The sequence below is a fragment of the Pseudoalteromonas luteoviolacea NCIMB 1942 genome, from assembly GCF_001625595.1.
Lineage (GTDB): Bacteria > Pseudomonadota > Gammaproteobacteria > Enterobacterales > Alteromonadaceae > Pseudoalteromonas > Pseudoalteromonas luteoviolacea_A.
In genome coordinates this window covers 42,627-62,919 of record NZ_AUXT01000157.1, presented here as the reverse complement: position 1 = coordinate 62,919, position 20,293 = coordinate 42,627, and the positions used below count along the sequence as shown (strand labels likewise).

The 20,293-nt window shown below is 42.5% G+C and carries 14 protein-coding genes; 6 read left to right on the top strand and 8 right to left on the bottom strand.

The features are described 5' to 3' along the window. The first annotated feature begins 64 nt into the window (after positions 1-64). Positions 65-637 (top strand): hypothetical protein, encoded by a 573-nt coding sequence (locus N482_RS11250; protein WP_063377130.1) that lies wholly within the window; start codon positions 65-67, stop codon positions 635-637. A 39-nt stretch (positions 638-676) separates the two neighbouring features. Here N482_RS11250 and N482_RS11245 read toward each other — a convergent pair whose 3' ends face one another. Continuing rightward, complete coding sequence (locus N482_RS11245; RefSeq protein ID WP_196765334.1) at positions 677-1,780, bottom strand: LamG-like jellyroll fold domain-containing protein; 1,104 nt, start codon at positions 1,778-1,780, stop codon at positions 677-679. 177 nt (positions 1,781-1,957) lie between these two features. On the opposite strand from N482_RS11245, the gene N482_RS11240 reads away from it, so the two are divergent. Next, a complete protein-coding gene (locus N482_RS11240) occupies positions 1,958-3,196 on the top strand; it encodes a right-handed parallel beta-helix repeat-containing protein (RefSeq protein ID WP_063377128.1) in 1,239 nt (412 codons plus the stop codon). Positions 3,197-3,324: 128 nt separating this feature from the next. Here N482_RS11240 and N482_RS11235 read toward each other — a convergent pair whose 3' ends face one another. From N482_RS11235 to N482_RS11225, 3 genes are all read right to left on the bottom strand, one after another. Continuing rightward, positions 3,325-4,449, bottom strand: a complete 1,125-nt coding sequence (locus N482_RS11235) for a hypothetical protein (protein ID WP_063377127.1) — start codon at positions 4,447-4,449, stop codon at positions 3,325-3,327. A gap of 98 nt (positions 4,450-4,547) precedes the next feature. Further along, entirely contained in the window at positions 4,548-6,071 is a 1,524-nt protein-coding gene (locus N482_RS11230) for a winged helix-turn-helix domain-containing protein (protein WP_063377126.1), read from the bottom strand. 105 nt (positions 6,072-6,176) lie between these two features. Then, complete coding sequence (locus N482_RS11225) at positions 6,177-11,714, bottom strand: two-component regulator propeller domain-containing protein (protein ID WP_063377125.1); 5,538 nt, start codon at positions 11,712-11,714, stop codon at positions 6,177-6,179. 249 nt (positions 11,715-11,963) lie between these two features. Between N482_RS11225 and N482_RS11220 the strand changes: the two genes are divergently transcribed. Both N482_RS11220 and N482_RS11215 read left to right on the top strand, forming a co-directional pair. Next, complete coding sequence (locus N482_RS11220) at positions 11,964-13,478, top strand: response regulator (protein WP_063377124.1); 1,515 nt, start codon at positions 11,964-11,966, stop codon at positions 13,476-13,478. Positions 13,479-13,625: 147 nt separating this feature from the next. Continuing rightward, positions 13,626-15,722: an alpha-amylase family glycosyl hydrolase gene (locus N482_RS11215; RefSeq protein ID WP_063377123.1), complete on the top strand. Its 2,097-nt coding sequence runs from the start codon at positions 13,626-13,628 to the stop codon at positions 15,720-15,722. Between the two features lie 37 nt (positions 15,723-15,759). Here N482_RS11215 and N482_RS11210 read toward each other — a convergent pair whose 3' ends face one another. Both N482_RS11210 and N482_RS25225 read right to left on the bottom strand, forming a co-directional pair. Beyond that, positions 15,760-16,362 carry a LysR substrate-binding domain-containing protein gene (locus tag N482_RS11210; RefSeq protein ID WP_196765333.1) on the bottom strand — a complete coding sequence of 201 codons (603 nt, stop codon included), beginning with the start codon at positions 16,360-16,362 and terminating at the stop codon, positions 15,760-15,762. Positions 16,363-16,374: 12 nt separating this feature from the next. After that, positions 16,375-16,629 carry a LysR family transcriptional regulator gene (locus N482_RS25225; RefSeq protein ID WP_196765332.1) on the bottom strand — a complete coding sequence of 85 codons (255 nt, stop codon included), beginning with the start codon at positions 16,627-16,629 and terminating at the stop codon, positions 16,375-16,377. A gap of 101 nt (positions 16,630-16,730) precedes the next feature. Between N482_RS25225 and N482_RS25630 the strand changes: the two genes are divergently transcribed. After that, positions 16,731-16,901, top strand: a complete 171-nt coding sequence (locus tag N482_RS25630) for a hypothetical protein (RefSeq protein ID WP_231100839.1) — start codon at positions 16,731-16,733, stop codon at positions 16,899-16,901. 254 nt (positions 16,902-17,155) lie between these two features. Here N482_RS25630 and N482_RS11200 read toward each other — a convergent pair whose 3' ends face one another. Then, entirely contained in the window at positions 17,156-17,626 is a 471-nt protein-coding gene (locus N482_RS11200; protein ID WP_063377122.1) for a CreA family protein, read from the bottom strand. 185 nt (positions 17,627-17,811) lie between these two features. Between N482_RS11200 and N482_RS11195 the strand changes: the two genes are divergently transcribed. After that, positions 17,812-18,342, top strand: coding sequence for a GrpB family protein (locus N482_RS11195; RefSeq protein WP_063377121.1), 531 nt, complete (start codon positions 17,812-17,814; stop codon positions 18,340-18,342). Positions 18,343-18,401: 59 nt separating this feature from the next. On the opposite strand, the gene N482_RS11190 is transcribed toward N482_RS11195, so the two are convergent. Then, the gene (locus N482_RS11190) at positions 18,402-20,183 is read right to left on the bottom strand and encodes an ABC transporter transmembrane domain-containing protein (protein WP_063377120.1); all 1,782 of its coding nucleotides are present in this window, start codon (positions 20,181-20,183) and stop codon (positions 18,402-18,404) included. Between the last annotated feature and the right edge of the window lie 110 nt (positions 20,184-20,293).

Below are 20,293 nucleotides of genomic sequence, written 5' to 3'. Positions count from 1 at the left end.
CTAAATAACACACATCCTTGGCCGATAAGCATAAGTACACTTCGCACACTGACAAGGAGTCATTATGCTATCGAAAATTCTACATCACACATTTATCACTAAACCTAATTCAATGGCGCAAAGTGATGAAAGCACGCCTGATAAAGTCGCCTCCTATCGCCCAAATGACATATCAAATGAACAACTGCGAAAAATTGACGCTAAACTTCAAGAGCACCAAGAACAGCAGGAGCAAGAAAAGCCCCCAATCATTACCAAAAAACTGGACCAAGAGGCCGAAGGTTACAAAGAGCGTAATCCAAATTTTAAAAGCCAGTATGAAGACTTAGAAAAAGTGGTCGCCTTGATCCAAGAACAGATCCGTGAATTACAAAAAGAAATTAATGAGCTCAAAAAAGCCCCCATACAAAAAACATTGGTACTGCATACTGAGCAGCTCCAAGAAACGCCTGACTTACCAGATGAAGAACAATCAACGCACTTAGGCGGCAAGTTCTACAAAAATACCCAAGTGGAGGAACAAGTTGAGATTTTGGAGCAACAACTTAGAGAGTTGCAATCCCAAGAAGCTGAAATCCGTACGAAAATGATCGACATGATTTTAGAAGAGCGGAAAAAGAGAGACAAAAACGCCTAGGGCAGACAGTGAATCGGCCCTTCACTGACTAATACAAACTTAAATACCGCCTTTATTTCCAGAACCGCTGCAACTACGCACATTTCCCTTTTGATGAGTGCGCTTTATTTCTGAGGGCGTGAGTACACGATGATAGAATTGTATTTCTCCAATCGCACCTTTAAATAAACCGGTTTTAAATGAAGATCGGCTTCCAATTCGCAGTGGCATTTCGTTGCTTAAAGAGCCCTGCCGACCAGTAGGATCGAAGGCGCTATTGAACTGTCCATCTAAATAGAATCGAATCCCTTTGTTGCGATCTCTGTCAATACTTACCGCCACGTGATGCCATTGGTCATCTGCAACAAAAGCTTTAGAGTCATAAAATGTGCACGAAGAATCGGGCTCCTGACAATACCAGCTGCCATCACCATCCGCCAATTGCAGTGCCAAATAGCCATCGTCTATGTAAAAAACATAGCCCTGTACATCTGACACTTGGTCTTCAAAACGTTTATCGACAATAATATGTTGGCCAAGCGAAGCAGTCTTTACCCACGTTGACAATGAAAAATCACCTTTATGCACATCTAGATTATCGTCAAACACTTCTACATAGTCATCAAAGCCGTCTAAGCAAAATGCCAAATTTGCCTTTTTGTTAGCAAGGCTTATCACCTCTCCTTGAAAAACGGAAAGCTGAGACTGCTCACTTTTTAAAACCTTACTCTGTGTTGTAGGCCAAAGAGACCATAAAAATAGAACTACCAGCAGCATTGCTGCGCACATAAAAAGTGGCTGCCAATTAATTTCACTTTTGATGTAATCTAATTTGACGGGCTGTGCCAACAAGTAGCCTTTACCACGAATGTTTTTAATCTGCTCTTGATCATCTAAAGCTTGAAATGCCTTGCGCAAAATACTGATACGCTGCTTTACATTTTCATTGCCTGTTATTACTCCTTGCCAAACAATATCTTGTAACTGCTCAGCGGTGAGCGGTGTGTTTTGATGTTCAACTAATGCAAGCAGTAAGGTAAATGATAGCTCAGACAGTGGCTGCTGTTCACCATCTTTAATTAAACTTTTAGTGTTCAAATCTGCATAAACAGTTCCAAACCATAAGCCTTTACAATTGTCTAAACTCAAACCCTTTTCTTCCATAAAAAATTTATCCATATACATCAAAGGGTAACGAATCCCCATTTCCGGTAAAAATGATTTTACTCTTTATTTACCCTGTTTTTCTAGTGTTTTTTACGTTCCATGAACACCATACAATCAATTTCTTATCCACTTTGAAACAACAATACATTCAAACATTTGATAATGGAGTGTCCAATGGCGAATTCTTTTAGAGCACATAAACCTGCAATGGTTATCATTAATTTACTCACAATAACTACTGTTTTTGCAACAGAAAAAAATCAAAATAAAAACTTTAAAGACCCAATAAATTTACAATGCGATCACTACATTAGCACGACACAACACCTAGTAGATGGAAATAAAATGACCATTAAAGCTGGTGACACGCTGTGCTTAGAAGCAGGTGATCGTGGCCCATTAAGACTCAGAAATGTGCAAGGAAGTGCTCATGCCCCCGTTACACTGCGTAACCAAAATGCCGTGGTAACCTTCTCTCCATACGAGTACAGCATTGCCGTAGAAAACAGCCGCTGGCTGAGAATTACCTCAATGCCAGTTGATGGTGAGTCACTGTATGGTCTGAGATTAGGAGGTACTTTGGGTATTGGCTCTTTGAGCGAGCAAATTGAGGTGGACCACATTGAAATCTATCGTGCAAGATTTGCGGGCATGTTAGTTAAAACAGATCCGACTTGCGACCCAAATACATGGGCTGAAAACTTCACCATGACAGGGCTTCGTATCCACAATAATTATATCCACGATACTGAAAGTGGCGAAGGTATGTATATCGGTTACACCGGCTATTCGCGTAACCTCATGTGTGATAACGCACTGACCACTGTTTATCCACATAAGATTGAAGATATCCATATTTACGATAATCGCCTAGAGCACATTGCTGCAGATGGCATACAAGTAAATTCCATCAAGCAAAATGCCCATATTGCACGCAATACGATTTATCGCACCGGTGTAAGCCCATTCGATCCCCATTGGCAAAATACGGGAATTCAAATTGGTGGTGATAACGTCGAAGTAAAGGATAACCTAATATATCGCAGTGGTGGTAACGGCATGATGATGGAAGGGGATGATATCAACGTACTCAACAATCATATTATCTACCCTGGTGAAAATGGCATATTTGCGCGTAATCGTGCACAACATGATTCAAGTGTTTCGGGCGGAGTACCACACTCTTACAAAAGTAACCTTATAGTACATCCGCAAAGTTATGCGATTAAGTTATATGCGGTCAACACAGCTTCAGCACACAAACTCATTGAAAACAGCTTTGAAAATGATGGTTCACTTGACGCGGCGGGAAGGCCGAAAACCATCAGTTATCTAAACGATCAAGTTTTAAGGCATGAGCTTAACAATCATCACTACGTGACGCAGTCTGCTTATGATACGAGAGATAAATAAGTGGCCTTTGTATACAGGCTGATTGCCTAATAAAAAGTTTAGCTGGGCGTGCATTAGTCATCCTTGCCAACATACCTGACCTTTTGGCACGCCCGGCTTTTTATATCTGACGGTCAAACTTAATAAAGTTAGTTAACACTTACAATCACTCTATCAACCAATTCCAAAGCAGAAGTTAACTTACTTACATCAGCGTATATATTGCCATCTCTTCCTGAGTGATGACCGTGCCCCACTAACGTCATCACTTCCAACACTTTATTGTGCTGTGCACCAAAATCGATAATGGCCTCGTAAATTACCGAGGGCTGTGCACTATAGCCATCGCCAGAATATATCGTATCATCCATAAACCGATCGCTTGAATAATATTCGTTGAAATCAAAAGAGTGATTTACTTCTAACCGGACGCGATGAAGGCCTTTCAGTGGTGCTTGCAACTGTGTTGTATAGATAAAATTGTCTGTCATTGTGGCGCCACTGAAACCATCTATGGTCAATGAATCATTATCTGGCACTAGCACACCATTTTCGGCACGCATACTCAATTGGTGCAAAAATACGGGTAGCGACTCGGGGCGCATACGCTTATTTTTGCTTGCTGGCTCCTCTTCTCCTTCTAAAACATCCCACGCATTTGGCCCTTCTCCAGTCAGTAAATGCGTATTAAAGACTTGATCAGGATCTTTTTTAGTCACCTTATTGGTAAATTGATTCGTTGCTAGCTTTTCAGTCACATACAGTGGTTGTATAAACTCCCCTGAAAGGCTTTCGACCCACAGTGCATATTGTGGCCATAGAAAGTACGGGCCTTTTTTAAGCTCAATCGTAATACGTTGGCCTGTATTTTTTGAGTCTTTCACTTCTCTTTGCACATATTTGATTTCTGCATCGCCCTCAGCCTTATCAGCCGCTTTCAAAGTTTGACCAAACCGATACACTTCAATAGCTGGAGGTAATTGAAAGACGGGGGCGAGCCCTACATAACCCACCACACATAGTGCTAAAGGCCATGCCAAAGAAAACCGCCCTGAATGTTTTTCAAAAGGGTTAAGATACTGCTTCAATGGGCGAATGTTTTTGATTAAATGCCACACTAAAATCAGTAACATTAATAAGCCAACTAACGTATGCATCAGCGCAATGAGGGCATTATGTTGTTTTGAGAACATAATTAAGGATGTCACTAGCATAATCAGCAGTGCACAAAACAGAATCACGCCAATAAATGAACGGGACTGAAAACTCGACATATACAACTCCTATAAATTGAGCTGTTGTTGTCTCACCTATCAATCAGAAACGGCCAATAAAACTTCCTGAAATTATCTAAAACAATTGAAAATATTACTTATTTTTCAATATTATTAATTTCATTTATGATATTTTTCAATGCCCGTGCCTGTGCAATGCGCCTCGCCTTGTCGAGTGATTCTGTGTAAAGCGTCTTTGCATTTCTTTGCTTGGCAAGCTTGGCCAAATTTAGCCATGAGGTTGCCTCTCCCACTGGACAACGCAGAATTTGATGATAAGACTTCGCTTCGTGATACAACGCTTGAGCGGTGTCAAACTGCGCATTTTGTATTGCAACGTGACCTTTTAAATCTTTACTGTAAGCAAGATATAGCCAGTCGCGATGGTGTTTAGCTAATTCAATCACCTTATCCAATCGTGATACTGCCAGAGTGAAGTCCTTGTCTAAGGCTGCATGCAAAGCATGCAGATAGCGGAGTCTTATTAACTCGTGATGATTGTTCAGTGACTTTGCAATTGGTAGGCTTTTTTCAAGCAGGCTTTGAGCTTGCCCGTATTGTGACTGAGAAAGCAGTAGTTCAATCAACACTCGGTGCGCTGTCATATTTTGTGGAGCTTGCACAGTCAAAGCCTCAAGTAAGCTAATCGCTGACTCATACTCACCTTGCAATTTTAACTCTAACGCTCGCCCCATCATCTCGTCATAAAAATCAGTGTGATAATATTGGGAGTCAAGTACAACCTCGCTACCAACTAAGCGCTTTAAACGTACTGATAACTCATCCAAAAGTACATGCGTTTCTGTGCCAAATATCACACCCTGCATGGTTTTTTGTGGCCAGTACAACTTATAACTCAGCTGATAGTCATGAGGAGTTCCCATTAATCTTGATGTAACAACCAGTTGAGCACCAGAAACGGTGAATATTTGCTGTATCTCACGTTCACTAAACATACCCGCTTCTAGCAACTGCTCCTCAACATTAACGCTATGCAAAGATGCGCTAGATAAACTCAACCCCGCACGATTTATCACTTCAAGTACATAATCAGTTTGTAATACGCCAAATGATCCCTCACTGGGCAATCGTTGAATCAATTGATCCATAAACCCAAGCCGAACCCAATCGTGGTCATTGCCTGCAATTAAGTTCTGAGTGGGTAATATAACTACTGAGCCATGAAGTTGCGATTGAGCCTGAGATGTCGTGGCAGGAGCTCTTTGAGAGTCGCCTATCGCTAAGTAAATAACACTGCTCAGCAACAAGCTAGTGGCGAGCACAGCAGCCAGCTTGGTCGTTATATTGATCTTTGATTTAGTTCTCACAGGTGCAATCCACTGATAACCTTGGGTTGGCAGCGTTTTAATCACTTCATGAGGGTGAAATAATTGGCGTATTTCTTTTATAGATTGAAATACAACTTGCTCATCTACAACAACATTTGGCCAAACCTGCGCTAAAAGATGGTCTTTACTTAAAATTTGCTGGTGGTACTCCATTAACACCAGCAGTAACTGGCAAGTTTTGGGTCTAATCTTCAGACGTTCACCTGCCGCATTTGCTACACTGAATGTTCGACCATCAACTCGAAACCCTAAGCTGATAAACTGCTTTTGCACACCTGACTCACTTTTTACACCGATGTTAGAAACACACCATACTAATACGAGTCACTTAACACGTCTAATATCACACTATAAATTTTCTAAGCTGCGTGACGTGGTTTAGACCTGCTCTTGCACCAACAGTTGTGGCTTTAGCTCTGCCAATAAGTCATTTGCAGCATCAAAATCATAGTCATCAATTAAGTGATTCAATTTATTAAACGAGTCAAAAAATACGGTCCCTTTATAAACGGGCAATAACTCACCGACAAGGTCGATTGCGTCGGTATCGTAATCTGCAAGCAGTGTGGTTAGCTGTGCTAACTTTTCGCTGATCTCTAATTCAGATAGCTGTGCATGCAGACTGTTTGAGGGTATAACTTCGCTGGCCGATAGTTCTTCTAAAGCGCGATTAATACCAGCAACTAAAGGCATCAATTGATTTTTCACCTTCACAATAATCGCTTCGACAGGCTCTCCTTGGGCACACGCACTTTCTAGCGCACCAGCAACTTTCTGGACCTCTGTTGCCCCAATGTTACCCGCAGTACCTTTTAAGGTGTGTGCACAGCGCATCGGAGCATCGGGATCTTCGTTCGCTTCCAGTAAGGCTTGCTCAAAATGTTCACTAAAGTGCTGATGTTTATCAGCAAAACGTTTTAACAAGCGTGTGAATAGGGCAACATCTCCTTGCGATATTGACTTTGCCACCACCACGTCAATTCCAGCAATATTTGGATAATCCTCATCTTCATTTGCTGTTTGTGAATATGGGTTAGAAGATTTATCGTTATCACTTACAACTATCCATTTTTGCAACGTAGTGAACATTTTTTCCACATTAAGCGGTTTACCGATAATGTCATTCATACCGCAAGCTAACGCAGCCTCTTGATTATCCATCATTACGCTGGCTGTCATGGCAATAATTGGTAAAGACGCATACTGCATTTGCTCTCTTATTTTTCTCGTCGCAGTGTAGCCATCCATCACTGGCATTTGGCAATCCATTAGCACACCATCAAAGCTGCCAGCGGATAGTTTTTCCAGCGCTTGAGCACCATGCTCGGCGACTTCTACCGAAATACCATGACTCGTTAATAGGGCAATAGCCAACTCTTGGTTAAGGTCGTTGTCTTCCACCAACAACAGGTGCGCACCAGCTAACGAGCCGATGGTCGCCTCCTGCTTGTCTGCATCCTGATTAGTATTTTTCTGCAATCCAAGCACGCGTTGTAAGCTATCGTCTACAGCGCACGGTAAAAATGGCTTTTGTAAATAGGTTGCCCGATTGAATACTTGTAAATAAGACTCCACTGGTTGCGTTTCATAAAGTGGCATGACAATGCAGGCTGTGTTATCTCCACCAGCCCTTAACTGTTTCAATAGCCCCAATTCATTTTCAATCCGCGCGTCGATAAACACCACGTCTTGTTCAGCTACATGCTTGCTTATTGAATCAGCCTGTGAAGACATCACGCATTCAGAATCAATATTTAAGCGCCCTAAGCACGACTTTAAATTGCGACTTGAGCTTGAGTTATCATCGATAATGAGCGCATTTTTAATACCGAGTTCAGAATAAGCGACAGGCGCTTTTAACGCATCGTTCACCACCAGTGTGAAACTGAAAGTACTGCCTACACTGGGTGCGCTCTGACAGTGAATATCACCTTGCATTAGCTCTACGAGCTTTTTGCTGATCGCCAAACCAAGGCCTGTGCCGCCATATTTTCGAGTAGTCGATGTATCCGCCTGCGAAAATGAACTAAAGAGCTTTGCTTGCTGCTCTGGCGTCATGCCAATGCCAGAGTCGATGACTGCGAATTTAAGGGTAATATCACCATCAAACTGGCTCTCTAATCTAACGTCTAGCAAGACCTCTCCACCTTGCTCTGTAAACTTCACAGCATTACTGCCTAAATTAAGTAAAACTTGAGAAATCCGCAAAGGGTCGCCAATTAAATAAGCGGGTATATCCGCATCAATATGCGCGCACAACTCCAACCCTTTTTCTTTGGCTTTCACCGAAATAACGTCCAAACAACTGCCGAGCGTTTCTTCTAAACAAAACTCCACATGTTCAATGTCCAGCTTACCAGCTTCGATTTTTGAAAAGTCTAATATATCGTTGATTATCCCCAACAGAGACTCAGCACTGCGATGGATTTTCTCAACATAATTACGCTGTTTATGGTCCAGCTCAGTTTCCAACGCTAAATAGCTCATACCGATGATGGCATTCATCGGAGTGCGGATTTCATGGGACATATTTGAAAGAAAGTCAGACTTTGCTTGTGTAGCACTCTCAGCTCGCTCTTTTGCTTGCTTTAGTGCCGTTTCTAGCTCTTTAGCATCAGAGATGTCCATGTGAATACCAAACATTTCTTTTCGTCGACTATCTTGATTTACATTGACACTGCGGCCCATGCTGAGTATCCACTTCCAGTCGTCATCCGACGTTCTCATTCTAAATTCACAACGATAAGTCTCTGACTGTTTGCTTAGGTGCGCCTGTAATGCATTTTCAACCCGCGCCAAATCATCTGGGTGTAAAAGGCTGCGCCATCTGCTGATAGTCTCTCCATATTGTTGTTCAAGCTCCCCTTCTTGATACCCTAACATGGTCGACCAAATGGTATTAGTAACCAGTTTATCGCTTTGGCAGTCCCATTCCCATGTACCTGCATTTGCGCCTTGCATAGCTAACTCTAGACGCTGCTCTGCCTCTTTTAATTCACTGTACGACAGTGAATTAGCTAGCGCTACTGCTACATGATTTGCCACGGTGCGAAGTACATTCAGGTGCACTTCTTTGTATGCTCTTGGTTTGTTGGACTGCACAGTAAAAACCCCGAGGATTTTCCCTTCTACAATTAAAGGTGCGCAAAAAACAGATTTGGTTTGCTCACCATATAAATTATTGCATGCTTTTAAATTCATTTGCTGCCAACTTTCGTCAGTCGCAGCATAAAACTCTTCACCGTTAGCCACGCAATATACATCTGCACTGCTAACGACTTTGGTATGGCTTTCTAGCGCCTCGTATAGCTCTCCTTGCTGCATGGCGTATATGTAATCAATATATTGCTTATCTTCATAAAACACGCCAACAGCAAAGAACTCACAATGTAATATGGTACTTAAATGGTTATAAATGGTTTCACTGATGGCATGCATGTCATAGGTGGCAGCGACTTCTTTACCCACTTCTCCCAAAACCACAATATCACGAGTTCTGCGGGCAATTTTTCGCTCCAGATCCAAGCTGTTTTCACGTAATTGTCGTACTCGCCACAAAAAAAACAATAACAACAGCAACACAGCACACACAGGTAAAGAAATTCTGAACCACAGTGTTTGATACCACGCTGGAACACTGATAATAGATAACTCTATCCCTGTTTGGTTCCATACCCCATGGTTATTGCTGCCCTGCACTTTGAGTTGGTACTCCCCTGGTGGCAACTCACGATAATTGACCGTATGAGAAGGTGTAGTAGCGCTCCAACCATCATGATACCCAACCAGCCAAGTTCGATAACGATTGTCACCCGTGGCCTGATAATCCAAAGCAGCAAAGTGGATAGATAAGTTTTTATCATTGTAATTGAGTTCAACCTGACCACTTTGAATGTCGATCGGATTACCATCAATAAATGCTTGAGTAAACGCAACCGGAGGTGCACTGGTATTGACCTGTACAGACTTCGGGTTAAAGCCGGTGATCCCATCAATGCTGCCAAATAGAATTCTGTCTTCAAACTTAACAAAAGAACGTGCTAAAAAGTGATGGTTAATCAACCCATCATTGGTCGTAAACTGGTGAAAAATACCGTACGTCGGGTCAAACTTAAACACCCCACTTGCGCTTGCAAACCATAAAAAGCCTTCTTCATCAGCGACAATCGACTTGACTGCAAAATTCACTTGAGATGTCGTATTTACGTATTGCTTAAACTCCTTTGTTGCCAATTCAAAGCGTGTTACTCCGCGGTTGGTTGCCAGCCAAACATAGCCACCCTGCTGCATAGCATGGGTCACATAATTTCCATTTGGGCCAACTTTATCGCCATATGCCGTGTATTGCTCAAACTGACCACTTTTCGGGTTGACGCGAAATACCCCCTCACCGTCAGTACCAGCCCATACCTGACCTTCACTGTCATGAAACACAAACTCCAAATCTTGTTGCACAATGTAGCTGCGTTTATCATCTGTACCAACTTGCCAGCGGATCATGCCATCTCGACCAGACAACACCAGCCACATATACCCTTCATTGTCAAAACTCACATGCTCTACGGAGCGGCTTGAGTCCTGTAACCAAGAAAGCGAGACTCGCTCTAATTGCTTGTTCAATTCATCCACTTTATACAGTCCAAAGCTAGTACCCGCATACAATTGGCCCTGTTCGTCTCGCGCCATACTGTGTACGCGCAAACGATAGTTGCCCTGTAAGGTTTTCGCATCTGCAAACGGAATAAACTCATTATTACCATCAAAATGAACTAAGCCACGACCTGTTCCTAGCCAAACACCACCTTGGCTGGCCTTTTCAGCTGTTAATACTTGATTAAAAAGCCCTGAAAGCAGCTCTTCTTGCAAATAATCTTGCCAAGAAATAAATGCAGCAGGGTTTGGAAAGACCTTCTGTACCCCTGAATAGCGCGTCGCAGCCCACAACAATCCACTGTCGTCTATCAATACCTGACGAACATCTCGATTTTGTAGCAGCGTCAGCTTGCCATTCGGGATCACTGGTACAAATTGAGAGAGTTTAGGTGAAAAGCGATAAATACCGGCAAAGGACGCGAGCAATATATCGCCGTTAAAGTACATTAAACGTGTTACACTCGGTAACGTCCCTGACGGTAAATCATACGTTTTATATTCTTTAATTTTGGGGTTAAACAGGCCAAAACTAGTTCTGGTAGCAACCCATATTTGCCCACGTTCATCAACAGATACTTGTCTAACTTCAGCATGATCTAAAGAATTTGGCGCTACACTAAATCCTTGAAACTTGCCGGTAATTCGATCTAATCGATATAAACCATTAGAAGTTCCAACCCATATTCCTCCATTAAGATCTTCACTAATACTCCAAATTCGATTATTCCCCAAGCTGCTCGGATCATTGTCAATATGTACAAAGCGCTCAAAACTTTGACCATCTTCACGTAATCGATTCAAACCGCCGCCATTGGTGCCCACCCATAGAGTGCCATCGCGACTTTCAAAGAGTGACTGCACTTTGTTTGCGCCCAGAGAATGAGGGTCATTCGAGTCATGTTTGAAATGTATAAAATGCTGTTTTTCACGCACAAACAAATTGAGCCCACCACCCCAAGTTCCAGCCCATAATTGCCCCTGTTTATCGAATAGCAGCGCACCTACACTATTGGCAGAGAGCGAATTTGGTTCGTCAGGATCGTGATTGAAGCTAATAAACTCGTATCCATCGTAACGTTTAACGCCATCGGCACTACCAAACCACATAAACCCCTGAGGGTCTTTGGATACTGCGTAAATTTGTGGGTTTGCCAAGCCGTTATAAGCGGAGATACTTTCAACTTTGAGTTGCGCCCAGCTCTGATTACTGACCATCAATACAAACGTAATTACAATGACGAATAGCAGCCGCAAAGGCTTCATATCTTACTCCTTGATTGGGTTTTAATTCTCACCGTTTGGTTCTCCTAGCAACGTCACGCTGACAATTAGGATAATTTAATATCTAATTTTTAAATCTGTACGCATAATTATTAGACACTTTTGAAGAACATGTGCAAAATAAGAACAGTTAATTTTTGTCTAACTATCACTCAGTTATGAAGTCGCGTGCGCAAAGGCAGCTAATTAGCGTTTAATCTTTTTTTAAACGGAATCGACGCGGAGGATCCAATGACCAATAGTGACAGTAGCCAAATCATCACCGTACTCATTGTAGAACCCCATGAGACAATCCGTTCTATGATTGCAAGTACAGCAAAAAAACTTGGCAATGTGACCGTTATTCAAAGTTCAAATGGTGTAGATGCCCGAGAAAAGCTCACTTACCATGATGTGCAACTCATTATCTCTGAATGGCAATTACCAAAACTTGACGGTATCTCCCTATTACAATGGGTTCGCAGCAACCCGCGTACAGCCCTCATTCCATTTGTCATGACATCCGCAACCATAGATCAAAGCAACGTGATGCAGGCGATCCAAAGCGGCGTGTCAGAATACATCGTGAAACCTTTTTCTAGCCAAATACTCCTATCTCGTCTGCAAAGAGCACTGAGTAAGCCTGTTAGAGCGATCAAGCAAACCCCATCAGAGCAAACACAACAAGAACATATTACCCAAGTGCTAGTTGTGGATGATGTCGCAGACAACATTAAAGTGATCAGTGATATTTTGCGCAAAGACTATAAGGTTAAAGCGGCATTAAACGGCAAGAAAGCACTGCAAATTTGCGCGATGGAACCTCAGCCCGATCTCGTCCTATTGGATATAATGATGCCTGATATGGACGGTATCGAGGTTTGTAAGCGGTTAAAATCTGACCCTCAAACGCAGCATATCACAGTGATTTTTTTATCAGCCCTAGAGCAAACGGAACACATAGTGAAAGGCTTAGAACTCGGTGCGGTCGACTATATTACCAAGCCAGCCAACCCTTCCATTGTGCGCTCTCGTGTCAAAGCCCATTGCCGCTCGATAGAATCAAACCGATTAATGCGAAACCAAATCGATACCATGATGGAAAATGCCAAACTGCAAGATCAGTTTGAAAGCATGAGCCAGCATCAAATTATCGCGCCAATACGAGACATTAAAAGTGCCAGTGATAAGCTATCAGTGCACCTAAATGAACCTGAGAAAGCACAGCAATACCTAGACCACATTCAACAGCACTGTCAGCAATTGCAGTTACATGTCGATAACATGCAAGCACTGCAAAAAATTGAGCGTGATGAATACACACTATCAATAACTTCTGTTCCCCTCTATGAGTTGGCAGAAAAGGTATTGCTTGGTCTGAGCCACATTATTTCCAAAGAGCAGATCCTGATTACAAACAACCTATCACCAGAGCTCAAAGTGAAAGGAGACGCTCAATTATTGTTCACGGTACTAACACAGCTGATTCAAAACGCATTGGAAGCTTCAACGAAGCAAAAAGCGGTGAGTATAAGTGCTCGCAGCGAAGCGCAGTTACACACGCTGAGTATTCAAAACTCAGACCTAATCCCTCCCCCTATTCGTAGTCAATTTTTCGAAAAATTTGTCACACACGGTAAGGGAGATAGATCTGGACTCGGCACCTATACGGCGAAAAAGTTTATTGAAAAACAAAATGGCTTTATTGAATATCGCAGTGACGATGAGATGGGTACAGAAGTGTTTATCAGTATGCCACAGGGGTAGTTTTGATATTCGTGCTTGAAGGCTTAGCATATAGACCTCAGCAATCGATTTTTGCATACGTATTCAAAACAAAAAATTTACAATAATGCTACCTTAGCAGACCCCTGTGTTTAAAAAACACGCGATATTAGTTTGCAAGGAACAGCCATGTATACCTTAAAGAGTAATTTGAATACTACCAAATTTGCACGCAGCTATGTTTTAGCTATGTGCATGTCTGTGGGTCTATCAGCCACAAGCTATGCGACTAACGATGTCATGCTACAAGGCTTTTTTTGGGATGTCCCCGTCGATGAAAAAAACAAAAATGGTATTTGGTGGGACAACCTAGCCAACAAAGCACCAGCCCTCTCTCAAGCTGGATTCTCCAGTATTTGGATCCCGCCGCCTTCAAAAGGCAATTGGGGGATTATCGACATGGGTTATGGCATCTATGACCATTATGATTTAGGCAGCTACCTTCAAAAAGGCACAGTAGAAACACGTTTTGGTAGCCAGCAAGAATTGACCAATATGATAACCAAATTGCAGCAAAATAATGTCCAAGTATACGCTGACGTCGTACTCAACCACATCTATACCAATGAGCAAGACAGCGAACCTAACCCTGCCGTTAAAGCTTATGCTATGCATAAAGCACATAACCATCTCCATGTGGCTTACCCAAGTAATGAAATTAGCTGGCAGATAAAAGGTGTACAAGGGCGAGTTTATCTTAAAATTCAAGGCTATGGTTCGACCATGCCATGGGCTCAAGACATCAGTCAACGCGGATATCAGCTCACAATAGCTGAAGCTAGAGACGCGCAAATATCAAGCCACCTCTATGTAGAGCAAGAGCCGAATGATGGTCAATTTGCAGCAATAAGACCCGGCAACAACGCTTTTTCAGGTCTAAACACGGCTATGCGCGGCCAAATTATTGATAAGCAAGATATCGATGAGTACTGGTTGGATGTACCAACCCAAAAGGACCTGTTCATTAAACTTAGTGCCAAGCAAGGCACGCTCAATAGCAGTAATCATTGGACTGATGGCGCGCAAAGTAACGGCTTTTTTCCAGTTGAAATTTGGCAGCAAATAACCCCTGAGGCACCAGCAAAAGAAATCACAGCTACACACTTGCAGGCCTACACCAATACCAAAATCATGCCCCCAGAGCGCAATCAATATGGCAACTACCCAAGTTCAGACAATGGTTGGCAATACGCCGATTTTCACCCTGTTGATGAGCATGATTGGCTTGGCAGTCTAGGCAGCGATAACATCATTACTAATACCAAAATGTTCGGAAACGACAGCAATACCTTTTCCCTACGCGTACAGCAAAAGCTTATTGATTGGGGAAAGTGGCTCAAAAACGAGCATAAATTTGATGGGTTTCGTCTTGATTTTGTGCGTGGATTTCAACCTGAATTTGCCGCCAAGTGGGTTAATAGTCTACCAAAAGAAGGTGGTAAACAACCCTTTGTAGTCGCCGAGTATTGGGGAGGAGATAGCAGTATCAAAGCGTGGGTAAATACCGTCAATGCACAAGGTGCTGACATTGGTGTCTTTGACTTTCCACTCAAATCGACTTTGACGCAAATGAGTAATCAAAATCAGAGCTTTGATATGCGTACACTCAATCATGCGGGTTTAGTACGTAACCAAGCAGGCAATCAATTAGCAAGCACAGCTGTTGTTACCTTTGTTGAAAACCATGACACAGGTAAAGAGCACGATAAATGGGTGCACAAAGACTTTAAAATGGCCTATGCCTATATTTTAACCCATGAAGGCAAACCCACTGTTTTTTACTCGCATTACTACGGTATCAAGCAACATGATTACCACGATCCAAGTTTGGCTATAACAGCCCCTCTTTCATTGCAGCAAGACATCAATCGACTCATGTTTGTTCGCAATACATACACAGATGGTGCACTCAGTGTTTTGTCTCAATCAGGTAACCCATATGGGGATGTGCAGCATGTGTATGTCGCAAGACGTGGCGGTAAAGGCACAAAACAAGGTGCCATTGTGGTGCTCAACAATCACGATACACAACAAAAAGGGCTTTGGGTAACCACCCACGGCAACGGCTTTACCAACTTAGCAGGGCAAGCGCTCGTCAATGCATTTGACCCAAGTGATAAAGTGACGATTTATGAAGATGGTAGAGGTTACTTTAGCGCACCCAGTCGTGGTTATGCGGTGTACGTTACACAAAGTGATTACACCCTTTACTCGCAAGAACAATAAAGTTTCTGATAAATACAGGGCATATAATGTGCCCTACCTATACCATAGCTTGACTCAGCTTAGCCTCGATTGCTTGTAAACACACTTTTATGCTCAAAGGTATTTGATTACCAAAAGTATACAACGCAAAAACAGGGTTACTCGCAAGCTGATACTCAGGAAATACAGGCACTAGTCCGCTGTCTTGCTCGATCAATTTAAACTCGGGTACAAGACCAATCCCTACGCCACTCGTGATCAGTGCAAAGCTCGTATCAAATGAATTCACAACACAACTAGCATTTGTAGAAAATTGCTTTATATCTCCTTGCGCGTCAATGAATGCATGCTCTATCACAGTCCCTTGCCAAAGGTTAGCAATATACCTAGCTTCTTCTAGCTTATGATCTTTTACTACGCAGGGTAGGCCACAGAGCACATCTTTAAATTCACCTATCTTACGCTGCTTTGCATCACTGTCTTTTGAATGCCCCACTCGAATCGCTAAGTCGATGCGCTTTTCAAGCAAGTCTAGTTGCTTATCGTCAGCAATGAGTTCTGGCTCAAGCTCTGGGTGCTCAATGCAGACAGCAGCAATTGCAGGAGCAACCAGTGTAGACATCAATGCATTTGGCGCTGTTATTCTGACTTTACCTTTCACTATTTGAGTAAATTACTGGGCTTCATGCCAAGCATGCTGTGCAGTTTGATTTAGAACCTTACATTGCTCATAGAAAGCTTTTCCGGCGAAAGTGAGGCTCTGCCTTCGAGTCGTACGCTTTAATAAAGTCACACCTAAATCCTGCTCTAATGACTTAAGGTGCTGACTTACCACGGATTTAGACAAGTCTAAAGATTGTGCCGCAGCCGTAATAGAGCCACTCTCCACAATGTGTGCAAACAAAGACATATGACGTAGTTTATTCATTTATTGTCTCTTAAAATTAAACAATGAATTCTATTTACTCTGTTTTTATACGTTAATAAATTTTCTAAGCTATGACAAACGCAACTGAACGGACAAACAACATGACTGAATCACAAGCACTCACTCGCTGCAAAGCGGGTATCGCAGCATGGCAAAATGCATTTAACAATCAAGATGCCCACGGCTGCGCGGCCCAGTATTGCCATGACGCTGTCATGCATGCTCGTCCTTTTGGAACATTCACTGGCCGAGAACAAATTCAACAATTTTGACAAAATATTATTTCACAGGGATTTAGTCGTGTTGACTATACCGATGTCGAATGGCAAGAATCACCAAATGGTGGCTACCTATTAACGTCTAAATGGACCATGAATAAGGCCTATGGCGTTGTTCACAAAGAACACTGGATCGTAGAAGAAGATGGACAAGCGCGTCTGATATTTGACGAGTTTGAAGTACAAGGCGAAAAATAAGCAGCATGAACAAAAGGCCGATTGAGCAAAAAGTCGGCCCGTCAGCATGACTATTGTGACTTTTCAGATGGTTTTATATAAGCGCTGGTTCCCCACAAAGGCACTGTTGACAAGCTGTGTTTGAAACTGCCTGATGTTTCTTTTGTACTGTAAGACAAATACATCAAAGTCTGACTTTTCGCATCATAGATCCGGCGTACTTTCATTGACTTTAAAAAGATACTTTTGGATTTTTTGAAAACCACTTGACCAGACTTAGACTTGTCTATTTGCGCGATCATTTGCGCGGTTATCTCACCAGTTTGGCGACACGAGATAGAACTATCGCTCGGATCAGACAAGCTTAAATCAGCTTCAACACTGGCAACATGGCAGGTGACGCCCATCACAACAGGGTCTACCATCGAGTCTAATTTAATATCTTTAAGTGTAAATAACCCCAAAGATACATCACCAACTTCACTGTCAGAGCAGCCAGCCAACAGCAACAACGCGATTGCGTACAGTGTTTGTTTTTTCATATCAGTCCCTCTTATGTAGTACTGCTTTTTCCTAGTGTCGCTTAGATTAAAACATAAATTAGTGAACACTACTTTGCATTATTGAATAAAGATGCAATTAATGACTCAACTTTGCCTATAAAAACTTGTTATTTGCGCTTTAGCAGTGCAAAATTGATACTGATTAATCAGTTAAGAACCTAACCATGATTCAGTTTTGTTCCTATGAATTAGTGCCAGCCAATTTTAATGCGTGGCGTTCAGTATACCTTGATGTCGCAAAAGCGGTGATTGCTCAGTTGGCTGATCCACGTTTCGAATTTATCCATTTTGGTTCATCCTCATTTAAAGTGGCCGGCAAAGGCATTATTGATATTTCCATCCTTTATCAGCAAGGGCAAAGAGAGCAGGCTATAGCCTATCTTGAAAGTTTTGGTTTTGCGCCACAACATAGCGACAACCCTTTTCCTGATACTCGCCCACGCAAAGACATAGGCGCTCTATTTAACGGAGAGAAGTTTAATATTCATGCCCATGTCATTGAGCTAAAAAGTAAAGAGCACCAAAAGCAACTTACTTACAAAGAACATATGCTTGCAAACCCGCAAGACAGAGCAGCCTACGAAGCGCAAAAAAAAGCGGTACTGGCGGCAGGAAAGCATCATCAAGACGATTATGGCAAAGCCAAATCCCCTTTTGTTAAAGACTTACTGAGCCGTATTTCACCGCAGACTTAACGACATCTTGATGTGCCAGCTGTCATTTAACTTCAACGATAAATGACAGCCTAAATCATTTACACCGCTCCCGATTTGGCTTTTTCAAATTGCAATTCGCATAGCCTTTGATAGAGAGGTGATTCTTCTAATAATGAGTGATGCGTCCCCGTGGCCACAATCCGCCCTTTATCCATCACCACGATCATATCTGCATGTGTCACTGTGGCAAGGCGGTGTGCAATAATCAAGGTCGTTCGTGTGTGCATTAATTCATTTAAAGCAGCTTGAACATGAAACTCACTCTGAGCATCTAGTGCGCTGGTCGCTTCATCTAGTAACAATAATTCAGGGTCTTTCAATATAGCGCGTGCGATAGCAATACGCTGTTTTTGACCTCCTGATAACCTCACACCTTGCTCTCCTAAAAAGCTGTCATACCCTTCAGGTAACTGCTCGATAAATTCATGAGCATGCGCTCTTTTTGCAGCTTCAATTACTTGCTCATCAGATGCATCAGGATTGCCGTAACGAATATTGTGCCAAACATCCGAGCTAAACAGCACAGGTTGCTGCGGAACCATACCCATGCTTTGTCGAAGATCAGCCAAGGAGAGCGATTTAATGTTTTCACCATTGCGCTGGATCTCACCTATTTGAGGGTCATAAAACCGTTGTAACAGCTCAAACAGCGTCGTTTTACCTGCACCAGAAGGACCTACCAACGCCACAACTTTACCCGATTCTATTCTTAAGTTTATTGCTTGAAGAGCAGCAGAATCAGGTCTTGAGGGGTAATTAAAGCCTACATTATTGAAAGCAATCGCTGTACGCTCACCTTCTTTCATCTCGATTGGTACAGCAGCATCTTTAATCGCACTTTTGATTTGTAATATCTCAATAAGGCGGCTTGTCGCCCCCGCAGCGCGCTGTAATTCACCGTAAACTTCGGCTATGGTTGCTACCGACATTGCAACCATAATGGCATAAAATACAAATGCACCAAGCTCACCGCCACTCATGCGGCCTTCCAATACATCCATGCCACCTACCCATAGCATGGCACTGATGGCACTAAATGTTAGAAGAATAACGGCAGCAATTAAAAGCGCTCGCTGTTTTATTCTTTGCTTGGCAACACTGAAGGCCTTTTCAACTTCCCCCCCAAATGCCCCTTTTTCTCTTTCCTCATGGGTGTAACTTTGCACTACTTTAATATTTTGAATTACTTCACCTGCATAAGTACTGATATCCGCAATGGCACTTTGGCTATTTTCAGCCAATTTACGCACGCGCTTTCCAAATATCATGATGGGCACCAATATCACTGGCACACATGCAACGACTATCAATGTTAGCTTTAAATTGGTCACCAATAACATTACAAGGCCCCCAATTAACACTAACGAACTTCTTAGCGCCATAGATAAAACGGATCCAACAATGGACTGAAGCAAAGTCGTATCAGTGGTCAGGCGAGACATCAGTTCACCGCTGCGGTTTTCTTCAAAGTAACTGGGATGTAAGTGAACGATTTGATTAAAAACAGCCTGCCGAATATCAGCACTTACACGCTCTCCTAACCAACTAATCAAATAAAATCGACTAAATGTTCCAACCGCAACCAATGAAATCAGTAGGATAAGCCCACTTATTGCTTCAGTTAACTCTTCTTTGGATCCAGCGATAAAACCACTGTCGATAACAAACTTCACGGCCTGACCGATCGATAAGTTAAGACCAGCTGTTACCACCAACGCCAAAAGAGCTAATGCAGCAACCCACTTATAGGGTTTTATAAATGAAAAGATAGGTAACAAGCTAGTATAAGCCCGCGTTGATTGGGTATTTGGGACACTCATTGTCTACTCCTTAACTTCAAAACGAGTGGGCTGTCGATGGGGCTAGTGGCGTCGACAACGGGTTATTGTGTCCTAAGTTTGCCACAGCTCAACTATTAAAAAAACTGTCA